The organism is Kaustia mangrovi, assembly GCF_015482775.1.
GTDB lineage: Bacteria > Pseudomonadota > Alphaproteobacteria > Rhizobiales > Im1 > Kaustia > Kaustia mangrovi.
Genome location: NZ_CP058214.1, coordinates 2,690,107 through 2,707,184, shown reverse-complemented (window position 1 = coordinate 2,707,184; position 17,078 = coordinate 2,690,107). Strand labels below are relative to the sequence as shown.

Sequence of the window (17,078 nt, the reverse complement as noted above, 5' to 3'; positions counted from 1 at the left end):
CGTCCGTTCTACTCCTTCAGATCACTTTCGCGACCCGACATCCCTGTCAGGTCATGTTGAACACACGCTTCGGCTTCAGCGCCCCCTGCGACACCTCTGCCAGGGCGACCGGCATTCCCCGGTGCTCGACAAGTATGGTGCCTTGGAGAACAGGCGCGTCCCGTCCGCGCATGATGACAGGCTGGCCTCTCTTGAGGCGAGCCGCCTCCGTACTGTCGACGGCCAGCGCCGGGATGTCGTCCAGCGCGGTCTCGACAGGACGAAGAACGTCCATCAGGGCCTCTGGCCCCGCGTCTTTATGGCTCAATTCCTCCAGTTCTTCCAGAGAAATCGCATCGTCTTCGTCGAACGGCCCGACCCGGATCCGTCGCAGGGCCTGGACATGGCCGAGGCAGCCGAGCGCGCGGCCCATGTCGCGGGCGAGCGCGCGCACATAGGTGCCCCGCCCGCATTCGGTCTCGAAGACGGCATGGTCGCCGTCGGGCATGTCGACCAGCACCAGCCGGTCGATCTCGACGGGACGCGCCTCCAGCGCGACCTCCTCGCCGTCGCGCGCGAGGTCGTAGGCGCGCTCGCCATCCACCTTGATCGCGGAATATTGCGGCGGAACCTGCATGATGGTGCCGGTAAAGGACGGCAAGAGCGCCTCGATCCCGGCCCTGGACGGCCGGTCCGCGCTTTCCTCCACCGCCTCGCCCTCCGCGTCGTCGGTGTCGGTCTCCGTTCCCCACTTCACGGTGAAGCGGTAGATCTTCTCGCCCTCCATGGCGAACTGCACGGTCTTGGTCGCCTCGCCGAGCGCGACGGGGAGGATGCCCGTGGCGAGCGGATCGAGCGTGCCGGCATGGCCCGCCTTCTGCGCATTGAACATGCGCTTCACCATCGCCACGGCCCGCGTCGAGGTGGTGCCGACGGGCTTGTCGAGAACAACCCATCCATTCACGGGATCGCCCTTGCGCCTGCGCGCCATGTCCAGTCACTCCTGAAGATCAGTCCTCGCCGGCGTCGAGATCGCGCGCGACATCCGGACGGGCCAGGATCGCGTCGACCTTGCGGGCATAATCGAGGGAGGTGTCGCGCCTGAACCTCAGGTCGGGGAGGAACTTGAGCCTCACCTTGGGGGCGAGCGCGGACCGGAACCGCTTGCGGCTGCGGTCGAGCCCGGCCATCACCGCCTCGCTGTCGGCGTCGACCAGCGGGCGGACATAGGCCGTCGCGTGCTTGAGATCGGGGGTCATGGCGACCTCGAGAACGGTGATCGCGCGCCCGTCGAGATCGGGATCGCTCACCTCGCCGCGATTGAGGATATCGGCGAGCGCGTGGCGGATCAGCTCGCCGACGCGCAATTGCCGCTGGCTGGGTGCCTTTGCCTGACGCATGGATCAAAACCGTTCCGATAATGCGAAACAGGCCGATCTCCATCCCTCTCCGCACATGCCGTCATGCGGGGGAGAGGGAGGATCGATCGGCGAGCCCGGGGGCCTGCCCGTCCGCCCGATCAGTCGAGCGTGCGGGCGACCTCCTCGACATTGTAGCATTCCACGACGTCGCCGGGACGCATGTCCTGATAGTTCTCGAACGCCATGCCGCACTCCTGGCCGGCCACGACCTCGCGGACCTCGTCCTTGAAGCGCTTGAGCGTCGAGAGCGTACCCTCGTGGATGACGACATTGTCGCGGATGAGCCGCACCTTGGCACCGCGCTGCACGGTGCCGTCGGTGACGCGGCAGCCGGCGACCTTGCCGACCTTGGAGACCGAGAAGACCTCCAGCACTTCGGCATTGCCGAGGAACTCCTCGCGCACCGTCGGGGCGAGCAGGCCTTCCATGACCGCCTTCACGTCGTCCACGAGATCGTAGATGACGTTGTAGTAGCGCACCTCGATGCCGGACTGGTCGGCCGCTTCGCGCGCCTGCTTGTTGGCACGCACATTGAAGCCGAGGATCACCGCGTTCGAGGCGGAGGCCAGCGTCACGTCGGATTCGGAGATGCCGCCGACGCCGTAGAGCACGACCTGAGCGTGGACCTCCTCGTTGCCGAGCTTCTCCAGCGCCTGCACGATCGCTTCCGCGGAGCCTTGCACGTCGGCCTTGATGAGCACCGGCACCTCCTTGCGGGCACCCTCCTTGAGCTGGCTCATCATCTGCTCGAGCGAGGCGCGCGCGGATGACGGCGCCCCCTTCAGCTCGCGGCGCTTGCGCTCGCGGTAGTCGGTGATCTCGCGGGCCCGCTGCTCGGCGTCGACCACGACGAACTGGTCGCCGGCCTCCGGCGTGGAGTGCAGCCCGAGAACCTCGACCGGCACGGAGGGGCCGGCGCTGTCCACATTGCTGCCGCGGTCGTTGATGAGCGCACGCACGCGCCCCCAGGCGGAGCCGGCCACGAAGATGTCGCCGACATTGAGCGTGCCGCGCTGGATGAGCACGGTGGCCACGGGGCCGCGGCCCTTGTCGAGCTGGGCCTCGACCACGACGCCGTCGGCGGGGCGGTCCGGATTGGCCTTGAGCTCCAGGATCTCCGACTGCAGCAGGATCGCGTCCAGCAGCTTGTCGAGATTGGTGCGCTTGGCCGCGGAGACCTCGACCTCGAGCGTGTCGCCGCCCATGCTCTCCACCACGATCTCGTGCTGGAGCAGCTCGGTGCGCACGCGCTGGGGATCGGCATCGGGCTTGTCGATCTTGTTGATCGCCACGATGATCGGCACCTCCGCCGCGCGGGCGTGGTTGATGGCCTCTACCGTCTGGGGCATGACGCCGTCATCGGCGGCCACCACGAGCACGACGAGGTCCGTCACCTTGGCACCGCGCGCACGCATGGCTGTGAAGGCCTCGTGGCCCGGCGTGTCGACGAAGGTGACCGTGCCGCCCGGTGTCTCGACCTGATAGGCGCCGATATGCTGGGTGATGCCGCCGGCCTCGCCGGTCACGACGTCGGCCTTGCGGATCGCGTCGAGCAGCGAGGTCTTGCCGTGGTCGACATGGCCCATGACGGTGACGACCGGCGCGCGGGACACCATGTCGTCCGGCGCATCCTCGTCGCCCATGAGCCCCATCTCGACATCGGCCTCCGACACGCGCTTGACCCGGTGGCCCATCTCCTCGGCGATGATCTCGGCGGTGTCGGCGTCGATGACGTCGTTGATCTTGAGCATCTGCCCCTGCTTCATCAGGAGCTTGATGACATCGACGGCGCGCTCGGCCATGCGGTTGGCGAGCTCCTGGATCGTGATCGCCTCCGGGACGATCACCTCGCGCGAGATCTTCTCGCGCGACTGCTGCATCGCGGCGGACTGCTTCTTCTGACGCTCCTGGCGGCGGCGGATGGAGGCAAGCGAGCGCTCGCGCGCCTCGTCGCCCTCGAGCGCCTTGGTAATGGTCAGCTTGCCGCGGCGGCGTTCCGGCTCGCTCTTGGTGCGCGGCGGCGTCTTGTCCTCGCGGCGCGGCGTGGCGGTGCGGCGCGGCGCGGACTTGTCGTCGCGCCCCGGCGCACCGTCGGGCACAGCGTCCGGTCCGGCGGCGGCGGCCTCGGCCGGCTGTTCCGCCTGTGCGGCCTTGCCACCGCTCTCCTCGGCGCCGGCCTCCTTGGCCTTCGCGGCCTCTTCTGCGGCCTTCGCCTCTTCCTCGGCGACGCGGCGGGCCTCTTCCTCGGCGGCCTTCGCCTCGGCGGCCTCGCGCTCGCGGCGCTGGCGCTCTTCCTCGGCGCGGCGCTGAGCCTCCTGCTCGGCGCGCTCGCGCTCCTCGATCTCGCGCTGGCGGGCCTCGGCGAGCGCGCGACCGCGGGCGTCGCGTTCCTCGTCGGTCAGCGTGCGCAAGACCACGCCGGAGCGCGGACCGCTCGGCGGGGAGACGGGCTCGCGCCGGACGGGCTCGCGCGGGCGCTCGACCGGGGCTTCGGTCTCCGGCGCCTGCGCGGTGTCCTGCGCGCCGGCGTCCGAACCCTTGCCGGGCTGTGCGACCATGCGCTTGCGCTTCTTCTCCACGACCACCTGCTTGGAGCGGCCATGGGAGAAATTCTGGCGCACGCGTCCCTGCTCCACGGTCCGGCGCACGGAAAGCGTGCGCCCACCCTGAGAGGTCCTGCGGTCGTTGGTGTCCTTCGTTTCGCTCATTCCTAAACGGATCCTGCAGCGCAGCTAGAGTTTGCGGTTTCCTGCCAATAGGCTTCGAATTTCCGGGCCGCGGCCAGAAACGCCTCGGTCAGCCCGTCCGCACTGATGGCAGCATGTATCACATTTGCGCGGCCCAATGCCAAACTGATTTGGGCCGAATCGAACATGTCGGCATGCTCGATCGTGTTTTCGGGGCGTGCGCGAACCCGCCCCATGAGTTTGCGGCGCCCGTCCGGCGCGCCGTCGCGCGCCTCCACGAGCACCTTGACGGTGCCGGCCGCGATGGCGTCGGAAACCTTTCCGAACCCGGCGACGACGAGGCCGGCACGATTGGCGAGGCTCAGATAGCCGAGCGCCCGCTCGCAAAGCAGCCGCCCCACTGTCCCGGCCAGATCGGGCATCACCTCGACCGGCCGGCGGAACCCCCGGGCGAAGCGGCCCTTGCCGGCAGCGGCGGCCACCATGTCGGCGCGCGCGCTGACCCAGACGCCGCGTCCCGGCAGCTCGCGCTTGAGGTCGGGCACGACCATACCATCCGGCGACAGGACGAAGCGAATCATCGTCTCGGCCGGCTTGACCTCGCGCGTTACGATGCAGGTGCGGCCATTGGCCCGCGCCTCGCTCCCGTCCGCCCGGGTGGCCTCGTCCCGTCCGGTGTCACTGGTCGGGATTGCCGGCCTCCCCGCTATCGCCTTCCTCGCTCTCACTCTCTCCCACTTCCTCATCGGCGAGCTCCGCGTCGGGCTCGGCCTCCTCCGGCGTGATCCAGCCCACCTTGACGCGCGCCGCCATGATCATGGCCTCCGCCTCGGCCGCGCTGACGTCCAGCGCGGAGAGCGCGCCGGGATGGCGGACATTGTCCTCGCCCTTGCGGCGCTCGACCCAGCCGACCAGCTCGTCGGTCGCGCAGCCGGCGAGATCCTCCACCGTCTTCACGTCGTCCTCGCCGAGCGCGACCATCATGGCCGGCGTGATACCCTCGATCTCGGCGAGCTCATCCTCGACGCCGAGCTCCTTGCGGCGGGCCTCCTGCTCGGCGGCCACCTTCTCCAGATGCTCGCGCGCGCGCATCTGGAGCTCCTGGGCCATGCCCTCGTCGAAGCCCTCGATCTCGGCGATGTCCTCCAGCGCCACATAGGCGACCTCCTCCACGGAGTCGAAACCCTCCGAGGCGAGGAGCTGGGCGAGCATCTCGTCGACATCGAGCGCGTCCATGAAGGTCTGGGTGCGCTCGGCGAACTCCTTCTGGCGGCGCTCCGATTCCTCCGCTTCCGTCAGGATGTCGATATCCCAGCCGGTGAGCTGCGAGGCGAGGCGGACATTCTGGCCGCGCCGGCCGATGGCCAGCGAGAGCTGGTCGTCGGGCACCACGACCTCGATGCGCTCGGCATCCTCGTCCAGCACCACCTTGGCGACCTCGGCGGGCGCCAGCGCGTTGACGATGAAGGTCGCGGCGTCCGGCGACCAGGGAATGATGTCGATCTTCTCGCCCTGGAGCTCGTTGACCACCGCCTGGACGCGGCTGCCGCGCATGCCGACGCAGGCGCCCACGGGGTCGATGGAGGAATCCTTGGAGCGCACCGCGATCTTCGCGCGGCTGCCGGGATCGCGCGCCACCGAGACGATCTCCACGATATTGTCGTAGACCTCGGGGACCTCCTGGGCGAACAGCCTGGCCATGAATTCCGGCCGGGTGCGCGACAGGAAGATCTGCGGCCCGCGCTGCTCGCGGCGGACGTCGAAGATAAAGGCACGGATCCGGTCGCCATTGCGGAAGGTCTCGCGCGGCAGCGCCTCGTCGCGCCGCATGATGGCCTCCGCGCGCCCGAGATCGGCGATGACATTGCCGTATTCCACGCGCTTGACCACGCCGTGGATGACGTCGCCGATGCGGTCCTTGTACTCCTCGAACTGGCGCTCGCGCTCGGCCTCGCGGACCTTCTGGACGATCACCTGCTTGGCGTTCTGCGCCGCGATCCGGCCGAAGTCGATGGGCGGCAGCTCCTCGGAGATGAAATCGCCCATCCGGGCGGCCGGATTGCGGTGGCGGGCATCGGCCAGGCTGATCTGGGTATGCTCGTTCTCCACCTCCTCGACCACCTCCAGGAGGCGGGCCAGCCGCATCTCGCCGGTCTTGGGATCGATCTCGGCGCGGATCTCGTTCTCGCTGCCGTAGCGCGAGCGCGCGGCACGCTGGATGGCATCCTCCATCGCCTGGAGAACGACCTCCTTGTCGATCGATTTCTCGCGCGCCACCGCGTCGGCAATCTGCAGCAGCTCAAGCCTGTTCGCGCTAACCGCTGTTTCCGTCATCGCATCTGAACTCCAGCCATGTCGTGGCCCCGGGGCCGGCAGCCTCCGGATTGCCGTCTAGTTCCGATCGTCCCCATGCATACCGCGCGCCAGGGACTCCTTGATCAAAGCATCCGTCATCACGAGCCGCGCCTCCGCAATGTCGGCAAAGGCAAGCGAGACGGTCTCGCCATCCTCGTCCAGCCGAAGCGTCACCGAGCCCTCGTCCGTCTCCGTGCCGAGGAGAACACCGCGGAACCGGCGGCGGCCCTCGAGCCCGGCAACGAGCTCGACCCGCGCCTGATGGCCGGACCAGCGGTCGAAATCCTCCAGCCGGACCAGCGGCCGGTCGATCCCGGGCGAGGACACTTCCAGCATGTATTCGCCGGGCATGGGGTCCTCGACGTCCAGGAGCGGGGAGACCGCGCGGCTGACCGTCTCGCAATCGTCGATGGTCATCGTGCCGTCGGGCCGCTCGGCCATGATCTGCAGCGTGGCGCCGTTCTGCCCGGTGACGCGCACGCGCACCAGCCTGTAGCCCATATCCTCGATCACGGGCTCAACGAGCCCCGCGACGATCCGGGCGGGCCCCTCCTCGCGGGCGAGCCGCTCATCCATCCCACGTTCCGACATGGCTTCCGCGTCTTGCCACACCTGCCAATAACAAAAAAAGCGGACCCCTCCGGGGCCCACTCTCACACAATCCGACCATGCCGGCCTGCATATCCGGCATGTCGGTGCTTATGAGAATGACCTACTGCCCCTGCAATATAGCGCGTCCGCGCACATTCGCAAGTGCGATGGGCACTCGCGGGGCCGGCGCGCCGCCGTCACGGCCCCGTCAGGCGCGCCGGAACGACAGATAGGCGCAGCGCCGGCCCGCCCCGCGCGCCTTGGCCTCGTAGCGCGTGCCCGGCCAGTCCCGGGGCCGCTCGCGCCAGTCGCGGGGATGCTCCGCCGTCCACTCGAACCCGCCATGGGCGCGGATATGGGCGAGCGTCCAGCGGACATAGTCGGCGATGTCGCTGGCGAAGCGCAACGTCCCGCCGGGCCTGAGGATGCGGTGGAGCTCGCCGACCGTCTCGTGCGAGACGAAGCGGCGCTTGCGGTGGCGTGCCTTGGGCCAGGGATCCGGGAACAGCACGAAGACGCGGTCGAGACTGTTGTCCGGGAGGGCCTCCAGCAGCGGGCGGGCATCGTCGTCATGGATGCGGATATTGCCGAGCCCCTCATCCTCGATAGCGGCGAGGAGCTTGGCCACGCCGTTGACGAAGGGCTCCGCGCCGATCATGCCGATATCGCGATTGTGTGCGGCCTGCCAGGCCAGATGCTCGCCGCCGCCGAAGCCGATCTCCAGCCAGACCTCGCGCACGGGCCGGTCGAACAGCGCCGCCGGGCCGTGCGCCCGCAGGCCATCGAGGCAGACGCGCAGGCCGGGCAGCATCTCCTCCACCAGGCGGAGCTGGCGCGGGCGCAGCCTGTGGCCCTTGCGCCGGCCGAAGAGCTGGCCGCGCGAGCGTTCGCCCGGCGCGGCTTGGGCCTTGGTCGTCATGGGCTTGCTCATCGTCGTATCGGCCTGCGGCCTGCGGAAGACGCGTACCCCGCCCCGCTTCAGCCGAATGCGGAGCGTAGCGCGTCCACCAGATCGACCCGCTCCCAGGAGAACCCGCCATCGGGCTCCGGCTCGCGTCCGAAATGCCCGTAGGCCGCGGTGCGCGCATAGATCGGACGGTCGAGCTTGAGATGCTCGCGAATGCCGCGCGGCGACAGGTCGACGAGCTCCGACAGCACGCTTTCGAGCTTCTGTTCGTCCACCCGGCCCGTGCCATGGGTGTCGACATAGAGCGAAAGCGGCTTCGACACGCCGATGGCATAGGAGATCTGGATGGTGCACTTGTCGGCCAGATCCGCGGCGACGACGTTCTTGGCGAGATACCGGCAGGCATAGGCGGCGGACCGGTCGACCTTGGTGGGGTCCTTGCCGGAGAAGGCCCCGCCGCCATGGGGGGCCGCGCCGCCATAGGTGTCGACGATGATCTTGCGCCCTGTGAGCCCGGCATCGCCGTCCGGCCCGCCGATCACGAAACGGCCCGTCGGGTTCACGTAGAACTCGTCCTCCGGGCACATCCAGCCCTCGGGCAGAACGTCGAGCACATAGGGGCGCACGATCTCGCGCACATCGTCGATCGAGACATCCGGCGAATGCTGGGTGGACACCACCACCGAGGCCGCGCGCACCGGCTTGCCGTTCTCGTAGAGCAGCGTCACCTGGCTCTTCGCGTCGGGCCCGAGATCCGGCTGAGCGCCGGAATGACGCGCCTCCGCCATGCTCTTCAGGATCTGGTGGGAATAATAGATCGGCGCCGGCATCAGCACGCCGGTCTCGCGGCAGGCAAAGCCGAACATGATGCCCTGGTCGCCCGCGCCCTCGTCCTTGTTGCCGGCGGCATCGACACCCCTGGCGATATCGACCGACTGGGCATGCAGATAGACATCGACCTCGGCGGTCTTCCAGTGGAAGCCGTCCTGCTCGTAACCGATATCGCGCACGCAGGCGCGGGCGATATCGACGATATGGTCCCTGGTGATCGTTTCCGGGCCGCGCACCTCGCCGGCAATGACGATGCGGTTGGTCGTGGTCAGGGTCTCGCAGGCCACATGCGCGTGCGGCTCGACCGCGAGATAGGCATCGACGACCGCGTCGGAGATGCGGTCGCAGACCTTGTCGGGATGGCCCTCGGCCACCGACTCGCTGGTGAACAGGTAGCTTTTCCTTGCCACGGGGGACTCCGCTCCATCGAATTGACCGACATGCCGCCCGGAGCGTCCCTCGCCCGGCGGGCCGCGGCGCTCCACCATCTGGACCGCCGTCCTGTCCCGTCGGACGCGGCTGAGCCGCCCCGACCCTCGAACAAGGCCGAATTATCCGATCTGGCGGGACGCCGTTTCAAGTCAATTCGAACCCGACAGCCCCTGCATCCCGGCGGGCGCAGACGGCAGGCCCCAGCGCCCGAGGCCGCAGATGGAGCGACGGTGTTCTGGCAAGGAACGGGGACCGGGTCAAGCGCCAAGCACGGCAGGGGCAAGACCGCGAGCGGAACCCGGGTAGGGTCTCCGCTTCCGGCGGTCAGTCGTGTTCGTGCCGATCGCCCGCGATCGCTCTGACGAGCTCCACGACCTTGCGCCGAACGGACACATCGGCAATCTGCGTGAAGGCCTTGTTGAGCTGGAGACCTTCCGAGCTGGTCAGAAAGTTCATGATCGTCGGTTCGCCCGCGCTCTCCGCGAAGCCAGCCTCGTAATTGCCGACCGATTCCTGCGGCAGGCCCTCGAAGAAATACTGGACCGGCACACCGAGGATCTTGGCCATCTGGTAGAGACGGCTCGCGCTGACGCGGTTGGATCCCTTCTCGTATTTCTGAACCTGCTGGAAGGTGAGCCCGAGCTGTTCGCCCAGCCTTTCCTGACTCATGCCGATCAACATCCGGCGCATGCGCACCCGACTGCCGACATGGACATCAATAGGGTTCGGATTCCTCTTGACCATACTTGCCCCTCAGACCGACCGCCCCCGGTCTGACTATGACGCCCCCTGCAGGCGTTTGTAAACGTTTGATTGCTTACACGACACGATTGTATAGCAGATGGCGAAAGGTAAGCTAGTATAGGTTTTCAAGCGATGCAAACCAAAGATATCCAAGTTCACTAACCAATCCTTATCGCCTTGTAATCGCTAAATTAACCCACCCTGGAAGGGGTGGGCGGCTCTCTCCGGTTCGGCGCCGGCAACCCTCGGGCGAGTGCCCAGGCCGCGATGACCAGCGCCAGAAGTCCCCAATCGCCGATTCGCGAATAGACCGTCGGCTCCAGCGCACGGGGCAATGGACCGTCGATCACGCCCGTCTGATTGAGACCGAGCCGCCGTTCGACCCGGCCATAGGGGTCGACGATACCCGATATGCCCGTATTGGCCGCACGGACCAGGGCAAGCCCCTCCTCTATGGCACGAAAGCGCGCCTGAGCAAAGTGCTGATAGGGGCCCATCGAGGTCCCGAACCAGGCATCGTTGGTGACATTGAGCAGCCATCCCGGCCGCCGTCCCGGATCGGTGACGCGGCCCGGGAAGATCGCCTCGTAGCAGATGAGCGGGCCGACCGGGGGAAGGCCGTCGACATCGAGCGTCTCCGGGCCCTCGCCGAAGGAGAAGCTCAGGGGCACCGTGACGAGCTGGCGGAACCCCAGCGGTTCGAGCCAGCGCTCGAACGGCAGATATTCGCCGAAAGGCACGAGGTGCCACTTGTCGTAGCGGCCGCGCACCGAGGCCGCATCGTCGAGCACGAGGACGCTGTTATAGAGGCGCGAGCGCGCATCGACCGCCGTGCCAGTCGCCTCGCGCCGGATGGCGCCGGTGATCAGCACCGTACCGTCCGGCAGGAGCGACGCCACGGCGCGCAGGGCGTCGGGCCGCTCCTCCAGCAGGAAGGGAATGGCGCTCTCCGGCCAGATCAGCACGTCGATATCGCGCAGGCCGCCCGGCGCCTGTGCGGTCGGCTTGTTCGACAGCGCCAGATAGCGCGCGAAGATATCCGCGCGAAGCTCCGGTTTCCATTTGTCGCGCTGGGGGATGGAGGGTTGGACGATGCGCAGCATGGGCCCGCCGGCACCCCCGTCGCGCGCGGCGGCGAGCCGACGGTCTCCGAACGCCCAGCCGGCCGCGACGAGCAGCATGGCTGCGACGACAACGGAAATCCTCGGCACGGCGCGCGCCGGCCGGTCGGCGAGAAGGGCCGGCGTCGCCGCGACCAGCACGACGAGCAGGCTCAGCCCGTAGACGCCGACAAGGGCGGCGAGCTGCGACAGGGGCGCAAGTCCCGCGACAGCATAGCCCGGCGCGTTCCAGGGAAAGCCCGTGAAGATGTGGCCGCGCAGCCATTCCGTCGCGGCCAGGGCCGCGGCCAGCGCGAAGATCCGCCCCGGCCCGGGGCGCCACGAGACCATGGCGAGCGCCGCACCCGCGCCCCAGAACACCGCCAGCCCCGCCGGCAGCGCCGTGACGGCGAAGGGGATCATCCAGGCGAACTGATCGGCATCGACCAGGAAGGCCTCCGCCATCCAGACGAGGCCGACGAGGAAATAGCCGAAGCCGAACGCCCAGCCCACGCCGAAGGCGCGTCGCATGGCACGGCCGCGCGACACGCCGCCGGCGGATGCGCCGTCGAGGAGCCAGACCATCGCGGTCATGGCGACGATGAGGGCGGCCCAGAGATCGGCCGGTGGCATGGCAAACGCGGCGAGACAGCCAAGAAGCGCGGCCACGAGCAAGCGCCGCCACCCCGTGAGCCGACCGAGTTTCGCCGCGATTGCGTTCATCCAGCCCCTGATGCCTGACGCCGGACCGACCCGACTGCCAATGGATCCGTTCGCACTCCACCAGAACGACCCGGTCCTGTCGGACGCGAGACACGTCGCTCTGGCACTTCGGACTCGATCCGCTTTTGGCGCTTCAATCGAGTCCGATTGAAGAAGGGGTGTGTTCGCCCTTCCCGAAAGCGCGCCAACTCCCGCATGCGCGAGGCACGGGGCCGCCGGCCCGCGAATCACGCGCACTATACAAGGACATGGGCGGAATGTGTGGCGCGGTTATGTCGCGCGCCGCATCACGGGCTGCCGGTATCGGCCTCCTGCCCGGCCGCGCTGCGGGCCGGCTGGGCGGACTGGGGCGCCTGGGTGCGCCGTGCCCCGGCGCGCGGCGGCGGGTTGGTGTGGATCCTGATCTTCTTCAGGCGCCGCGGATCGCCCTCCAGCACCTCGAATTCGAGCCCGCCGCCATGGCGCACGAGCTCGCCGCGCACCGGCACGCGGCCCAGCAGCGAGAACATGAGGCCGCCCAGCGTGTCGACATCCTCCTCGCGCTCGTCGGGCAGGAGGTCCACATGCAGGAGCTCCTCGAGCTCCTCGATGGGCGCGCGCGCATCCGCGATATAGACGCCGTCCTCGGCAGCGCGCACCATCGGGCCTTCCTCGTCGTGCTCGTCGGCGATGTCGCCCACGATCTCCTCCACGATATCCTCGATGGAGACCAGCCCGTCCGTGCCGCCATATTCGTCGACCACGATCGCCATGTGGTTGCGCGTCGACTGCATCTTCACCAGAAGGTCCGCGGCCGGCATGGAGGGCGGCACGAACAGGATCTCGCGGACGAGGCCGGTCTGCTTGAGCGGCATGGAGAGCGAGGCCTCGCCGAGCGCCAGCTGTTCGGGAGGCCGCTTGCCGGCATCTTCCCCCCGTCCTTGCCGTTGCCGGACGGCGCGCCGGACCGGGCAAGCCAGCTCAGAAGGTCCTTGATGTGGACCATGCCGACGGGCTCGTCGAGCGTCTCGCGATAGACCGGCAGGCGCGAATGGTTGGCGTCGGCGAACAGCGCCAGAAGCTCGCTCACCGGCGCCATCTCGTCGATGGAGATGATGTCGGCGCGCGGCACCATAACGTCGTCGACGCGCAGCCCGGAGAACTCCAGGATGTTCAGCAGCATGGAGCGGGCTTCCGGCGTGACCTCCGCGCCGGTCCCGGCATGCTCGTGCTGCTCGATCATGCCCTCCAGGCTCTGCCGGAAGGAGGTTCCTTCCCCATGGCCGAGCAGGGTCCTCAGCCGTTGCCAGACATGAGCAAGGCCCGAACGGTCATCGTGCCCGTTCGCCCCGGAGCGGTCGGCGACGGGTACGGGAAGGTTGGTGGTAGATTGGGGGTCGTCGTCCATGATGTGCAGTCAATGTGCCGGGAGCGGGGACGCCGTGCCGGCCTGCTGCGGATCCCCGTAGGGATCGGGCAGGCCAAGCGCCGCGAGCGCCTTCACTTCCAGCGCCTCCATGATCTCCGCCGAGGCGTCGTCCTCATGATCGTAGCCGAGAAGATGCAACGTTCCATGAACGATAAGATGACACGCATGGGTTGCCAACGGTTTTCCCTGCGCCTCGGCCTCGCGGGCGATCACGCCGTCGGCCAGAACGATGTCGCCGAGGAGCCTCGGTGCGCCATCGGCGACCGGCCCGCCATCGGCGGGAAAGGACAGCACATTGGTGGGACGGGGCTTGCCGCGATAGGTGCCGTTGAGCCCGGCGACCTCGTCGTCGCCCGCAAACCGCACGCAAAGCTCGATATCGCCGTCCGGGTCCAGCCCCGCGACCGTCAGGGCGGCGCCGACGGCGGCACGCGCCAGCGCCTCGGGCGCCTCCAGCCGCGTCCAGCCGTCCTGTTCAACCAATATATCGAGGTCCATCGTCTCCAGCGCTCGCCTCAACGGGCCACAGGCGCTCTCATCCGTTTTCCGGGGCCTTGCGTTCGCCGCTCTCGTAAGCGTCCACGATCCGCGTGACGAGCGGGTGGCGCACAATATCCACCTTGCTGAACGCCACATGGGAAATGCCGTCCACGCCGTCAAGTCGCGTCACGGCATCGGCGAGCCCCGAGACGGCTCCCGGCGGCAGGTCGATCTGGCTGGGATCGCCGGTCACCGCCATGCGGCTGCCCTCGCCGAGCCGGGTCAGGAACATCTTCATCTGCTGCGGCGTCGTGTTCTGCGCCTCGTCGAGGATCACGAAGGCCGACGACAGGGTACGCCCGCGCATGAAGGCGAGCGGCGCGATCTCGATGGTCCCGTCGGCCATGCCGCGCGCCACCAGATTGCCGGGCGTCACGTCGTAGAGCGCGTCGTAGAGCGGACGGAGATAGGGATCGACCTTCTCCTTCATGTCGCCGGGCAGGAAGCCCAGCCGCTCGCCCGCCTCCACCGCGGGGCGCGACAGGATGATCCGGTCGACCTCGCCGGCGGCCAGCGCGGCCGCCGCCGTCGCCACGGCCAGATAGGTCTTGCCGGTGCCGGCCGGGCCGGTGCCGAAGACGAGCTGATGGGTCTTGAGCGCGCGGATATAGCGGCCCTGCGTATGGGAGCGCGGCGTGATGACCTTGCGGCGGGTCCGGATCGAGGCGTCGGCCTCGCCCTCGCCGCGGGCGCGCCCGCGCACCAGCTTGACCTGGCCCTCGACCTCGCCGCGATTGACCTCCAGGCCGCGCTCCAGCCGGCCATAGAGATTGACCAGGACCTGGCGTGCGATCTCGCAAGCCTGTGCCCCACCGCGCAGCGCAACCCTGTTGCCGCGCGGCGTCGCCTCGATGTCGAGACGGTCCTCGATCAGTGCCAGATGCTCGTCATGCTCGCCGAACAACGCGGGAAGCAGCCGGTTGTCCTCGAAAGCCAGGATCAGCGTGTCCTCGTTCGCCGTCTCCGGCCGCGTGCCGTTATCCCAGGTCTCACCCGTGATCAGAGCCGGGCTCAATGCCTCTTACCTCCTCAAGCGGTCAAGGCGGAGCAGGCAGGTGATTCGGCCTGCCCGCCCACAATATCAGCCGAAAGGCTGTTTGCGCCAATACTCTTGACGCGCACGCGCGCCATTTCGCCGATCGCCGCGTCCCCGCCGGCGACATGCACGGCCTGCAGATAGGGCGACCGGCCGACGAGCTGCCCCGGCCGGCGGCCGGGCTTCTCCAGCAGAATATCCATCTCCCGCCCGATGCAGGCCTCGTTGAAGGCCCGCTGCTGGTCGGCGAGCAGCGCCTGGAGCGCGGCCAGGCGTTCCGCGCTGGCCGCCTCGGGCACCTGGCTGTCCATCTCCGCCGCCGGGGTGCCGGGCCGGGGGCTGTATTTGAACGAATAGGCCTGCGCATAGCCGACCGCGCGCACCAGCGCGAGCGTCGCCTCGAAATCGGCCTCCGTCTCGCCGGGAAAGCCGACGATGAAGTCCGACGACAGGGCGATGTCGGGCCGGCCGGCACGGATCCGCTCGACGATCTCCAGATAGGTCCCGGCCGTGTGCTTGCGGTTCATGGCCTTGAGCACCCGGTCGGAGCCCGACTGCACCGGCAGGTGGAGATAGGGCATCACCTTCGGATTGTCGGCGTGGGCGGCGATCAGCTCGTCGTCCATGTCGCGGGGGTGGCTGGTCGTATAGCGCAGCCGCTCGATCCCGTCGATCTCCGACAGGCGCTGAAGCAGCCGGCCGAGCGACCAGTCGCGCCCGTCCGGCCCCTCGCCGTGATAGGCGTTGACGTTCTGGCCGAGCAGCGTCACCTCGCGCACGCCCGCCTCCGCCAGCCGGCGCACATCCGCCTCGATGCGCGAGACGGGCCGGGAGAGCTCCGCGCCGCGCGTATAGGGCACGACACAGAAGGTGCAGAACTTGTCGCAGCCCTCCTGGATGGTCACGAAGGCTGTCACGCCGCGCGCGATGGTGCGCTCGCGCGGGGCGGCGGCGAGATGATCGAACTTGTCCTCCGCCGGAAACTCCGTCTCCACGACGGGCTCATGGCCCTTCACCGCGCGCGCGACGATCTGCGGCAGGCGGTGATAGGTCTGCGGCCCGAAGACGAGGTCGACGGCGGGCGCGCGGCGCACGATCTCCTCGCCCTCCGCCTGCGCGACGCAGCCGGCGACCGCGACCAGCGTGCGCTTGCCATCGGCGGCGCGCGCCTCCTTGTGCTGGCGGATGCGGCCGATCTCCGAATAGACCTTCTCCGCCGCCTTCTCGCGGATATGGCAGGTGTTGAGGATCACCAGATCGGCATTCTCCGGCCCGTCGGTCTCCTCGAAGCCCATGGGCGCCAGGACGTCGCTCATCCGTTCGGAATCGTAGACGTTCATCTGGCAGCCATAGGTCTTGATGAACACTTTCTTCGTTTCGGCCTTCATGGGCGCTCGCTCGGGGTCCGGTATGGTCAGTCTGGTCCGGTTTCGCCGTCATTTCCGTGACGGCCCGGAGGCTCAGGCGTTTACTGGCGCCTTCCTTTTCACCTCTGGCGGCGCGGCGTCAAGCCCGCTCCTGAGCGCATCGGCCTCCACACCGCCCGTCAAGGCGCCGACGAGGCCGTGGCGGACCGCCGCCTCGCAATGGGCGGCCAGCGCCTTGCGGCTGCCGCAATCGTCCACGGTCACGGGCTCGTGCAGCACCACGGTGACGTCGACGGGCCCGAGCTTGAGAGCCTCCCACAGATGGGGGGCGAGGTCCATGTCGCCATACCAGGTGAAGAAGGGCCGGCGGGCACGGCCCATGGGCAGGCCCTGAAGCCCGGTATAGGCGACCGTGACCGGCTGGACGGGAACGTGATGCTCATCCGCGCCGACCGTGCGCTCGGCCGCGCCCATCAGCGCGCTCTTGAAGGGCAGGACGCGGTTGCCGTCGCTGGACGTGCCCTCCGGAAACAGCACGAGCGTGTCGCCGGAGGCGAGACGGGCCTGCATCTCGTCGCGGAACTGGCCGGTGGCCGTCCGCCGCGTACGGTCGATGAAGACGGTGCGCTGGAGCCTGGCGAAGGTGCCGAAGATCGGCCAGGAGCCCACCTCGCGCTTGGACACGAAGGAGACCGGCGCGACCGCGCTGAGCACGACGATGTCGAGCCAGGAGGAATGGTTCGCCGCCATGAGGCAGGGCCCGGAGGCGACCGGCGTGCCCACCACCGCGATCCCGAGCCCCAGAAGGCGCGCCACCCCGCGGTGATAGAGATGGGGCAGGCGCCGCGCGAAACCGGCCCCGGTCTTCACCAGGACCCACTGCAGCACCATCAGCGGCGGCGTCACGAGCGTGAGCGTGGCGAGGATGGCGAAGGCGCGCAAGGTTCCCATGGGCGA

16 protein-coding genes are annotated in these 17,078 nt (G+C 68.5%); all 16 read right to left on the bottom strand.

What is annotated here, in order from left to right:
- Window positions 1–46: 46 nt before the first annotated feature.
- Entirely contained in the window at window positions 47–970 is a 924-nt protein-coding gene (gene truB / locus HW532_RS12515; RefSeq protein ID WP_213160804.1) for a tRNA pseudouridine(55) synthase TruB, read from the bottom strand.
- Between the two features lie 19 nt (window positions 971–989).
- Window positions 990–1,379, bottom strand: coding sequence for a 30S ribosome-binding factor RbfA (rbfA, locus tag HW532_RS12510; RefSeq protein WP_213160803.1), 390 nt, complete (start codon window positions 1,377–1,379; stop codon window positions 990–992).
- 119 nt (window positions 1,380–1,498) lie between these two features.
- A complete protein-coding gene (gene infB, locus HW532_RS12505) occupies window positions 1,499–4,108 on the bottom strand; it encodes a translation initiation factor IF-2 (RefSeq protein ID WP_213160802.1) in 2,610 nt (869 codons plus the stop codon).
- Between the two features lie 2 nt (window positions 4,109–4,110).
- Window positions 4,111–4,701, bottom strand: coding sequence for an RNA-binding protein (locus HW532_RS12500; RefSeq protein WP_425491956.1), 591 nt, complete (start codon window positions 4,699–4,701; stop codon window positions 4,111–4,113).
- Between the two features lie 64 nt (window positions 4,702–4,765).
- Window positions 4,766–6,421, bottom strand: a complete 1,656-nt coding sequence (gene nusA, locus HW532_RS12495) for a transcription termination factor NusA (RefSeq protein WP_213160800.1) — start codon at window positions 6,419–6,421, stop codon at window positions 4,766–4,768.
- A gap of 57 nt (window positions 6,422–6,478) precedes the next feature.
- On the bottom strand, window positions 6,479–7,033 hold the full coding sequence (rimP, locus tag HW532_RS12490) for a ribosome maturation factor RimP (protein WP_213160799.1): 555 nt from the start codon (window positions 7,031–7,033) through the stop codon (window positions 6,479–6,481).
- Between the two features lie 208 nt (window positions 7,034–7,241).
- Window positions 7,242–7,952 carry a tRNA (guanosine(46)-N7)-methyltransferase TrmB gene (trmB, locus tag HW532_RS12485; RefSeq protein ID WP_213160798.1) on the bottom strand — a complete coding sequence of 237 codons (711 nt, stop codon included), beginning with the start codon at window positions 7,950–7,952 and terminating at the stop codon, window positions 7,242–7,244.
- 59 nt (window positions 7,953–8,011) lie between these two features.
- Complete coding sequence (gene metK, locus HW532_RS12480) at window positions 8,012–9,181, bottom strand: methionine adenosyltransferase (RefSeq protein ID WP_213160797.1); 1,170 nt, start codon at window positions 9,179–9,181, stop codon at window positions 8,012–8,014.
- 346 nt (window positions 9,182–9,527) lie between these two features.
- A complete protein-coding gene (locus HW532_RS12475) occupies window positions 9,528–9,947 on the bottom strand; it encodes a helix-turn-helix domain-containing protein (RefSeq protein ID WP_213160796.1) in 420 nt (139 codons plus the stop codon).
- 191 nt (window positions 9,948–10,138) lie between these two features.
- Window positions 10,139–11,716, bottom strand: coding sequence for an apolipoprotein N-acyltransferase (gene lnt / locus HW532_RS12470; protein ID WP_213160795.1), 1,578 nt, complete (start codon window positions 11,714–11,716; stop codon window positions 10,139–10,141).
- Between the two features lie 341 nt (window positions 11,717–12,057).
- On the bottom strand, window positions 12,058–12,624 hold the full coding sequence (locus HW532_RS12465; protein WP_213160794.1) for a transporter associated domain-containing protein: 567 nt from the start codon (window positions 12,622–12,624) through the stop codon (window positions 12,058–12,060).
- On the bottom strand, window positions 12,546–13,157 hold the full coding sequence (locus HW532_RS12460) for a CBS domain-containing protein (protein ID WP_213160793.1): 612 nt from the start codon (window positions 13,155–13,157) through the stop codon (window positions 12,546–12,548). Before HW532_RS12460 ends, HW532_RS12465 begins: the two co-directional genes overlap by 79 nt.
- Window positions 13,158–13,166: 9 nt before the next feature.
- The gene (gene ybeY, locus HW532_RS12455) at window positions 13,167–13,676 is read right to left on the bottom strand and encodes an rRNA maturation RNase YbeY (RefSeq protein ID WP_213160792.1); all 510 of its coding nucleotides are present in this window, start codon (window positions 13,674–13,676) and stop codon (window positions 13,167–13,169) included.
- A gap of 37 nt (window positions 13,677–13,713) precedes the next feature.
- Window positions 13,714–14,733 carry a PhoH family protein gene (locus HW532_RS12450; RefSeq protein ID WP_425491880.1) on the bottom strand — a complete coding sequence of 340 codons (1,020 nt, stop codon included), beginning with the start codon at window positions 14,731–14,733 and terminating at the stop codon, window positions 13,714–13,716.
- Window positions 14,734–14,747: 14 nt separating this feature from the next.
- The gene (miaB, locus tag HW532_RS12445) at window positions 14,748–16,142 is read right to left on the bottom strand and encodes a tRNA (N6-isopentenyl adenosine(37)-C2)-methylthiotransferase MiaB (RefSeq protein ID WP_213160791.1); all 1,395 of its coding nucleotides are present in this window, start codon (window positions 16,140–16,142) and stop codon (window positions 14,748–14,750) included.
- A gap of 72 nt (window positions 16,143–16,214) precedes the next feature.
- Complete coding sequence (gene olsA / locus HW532_RS12440; protein WP_246478842.1) at window positions 16,215–17,072, bottom strand: lyso-ornithine lipid O-acyltransferase; 858 nt, start codon at window positions 17,070–17,072, stop codon at window positions 16,215–16,217.
- Window positions 17,073–17,078 lie beyond the last annotated feature (6 nt).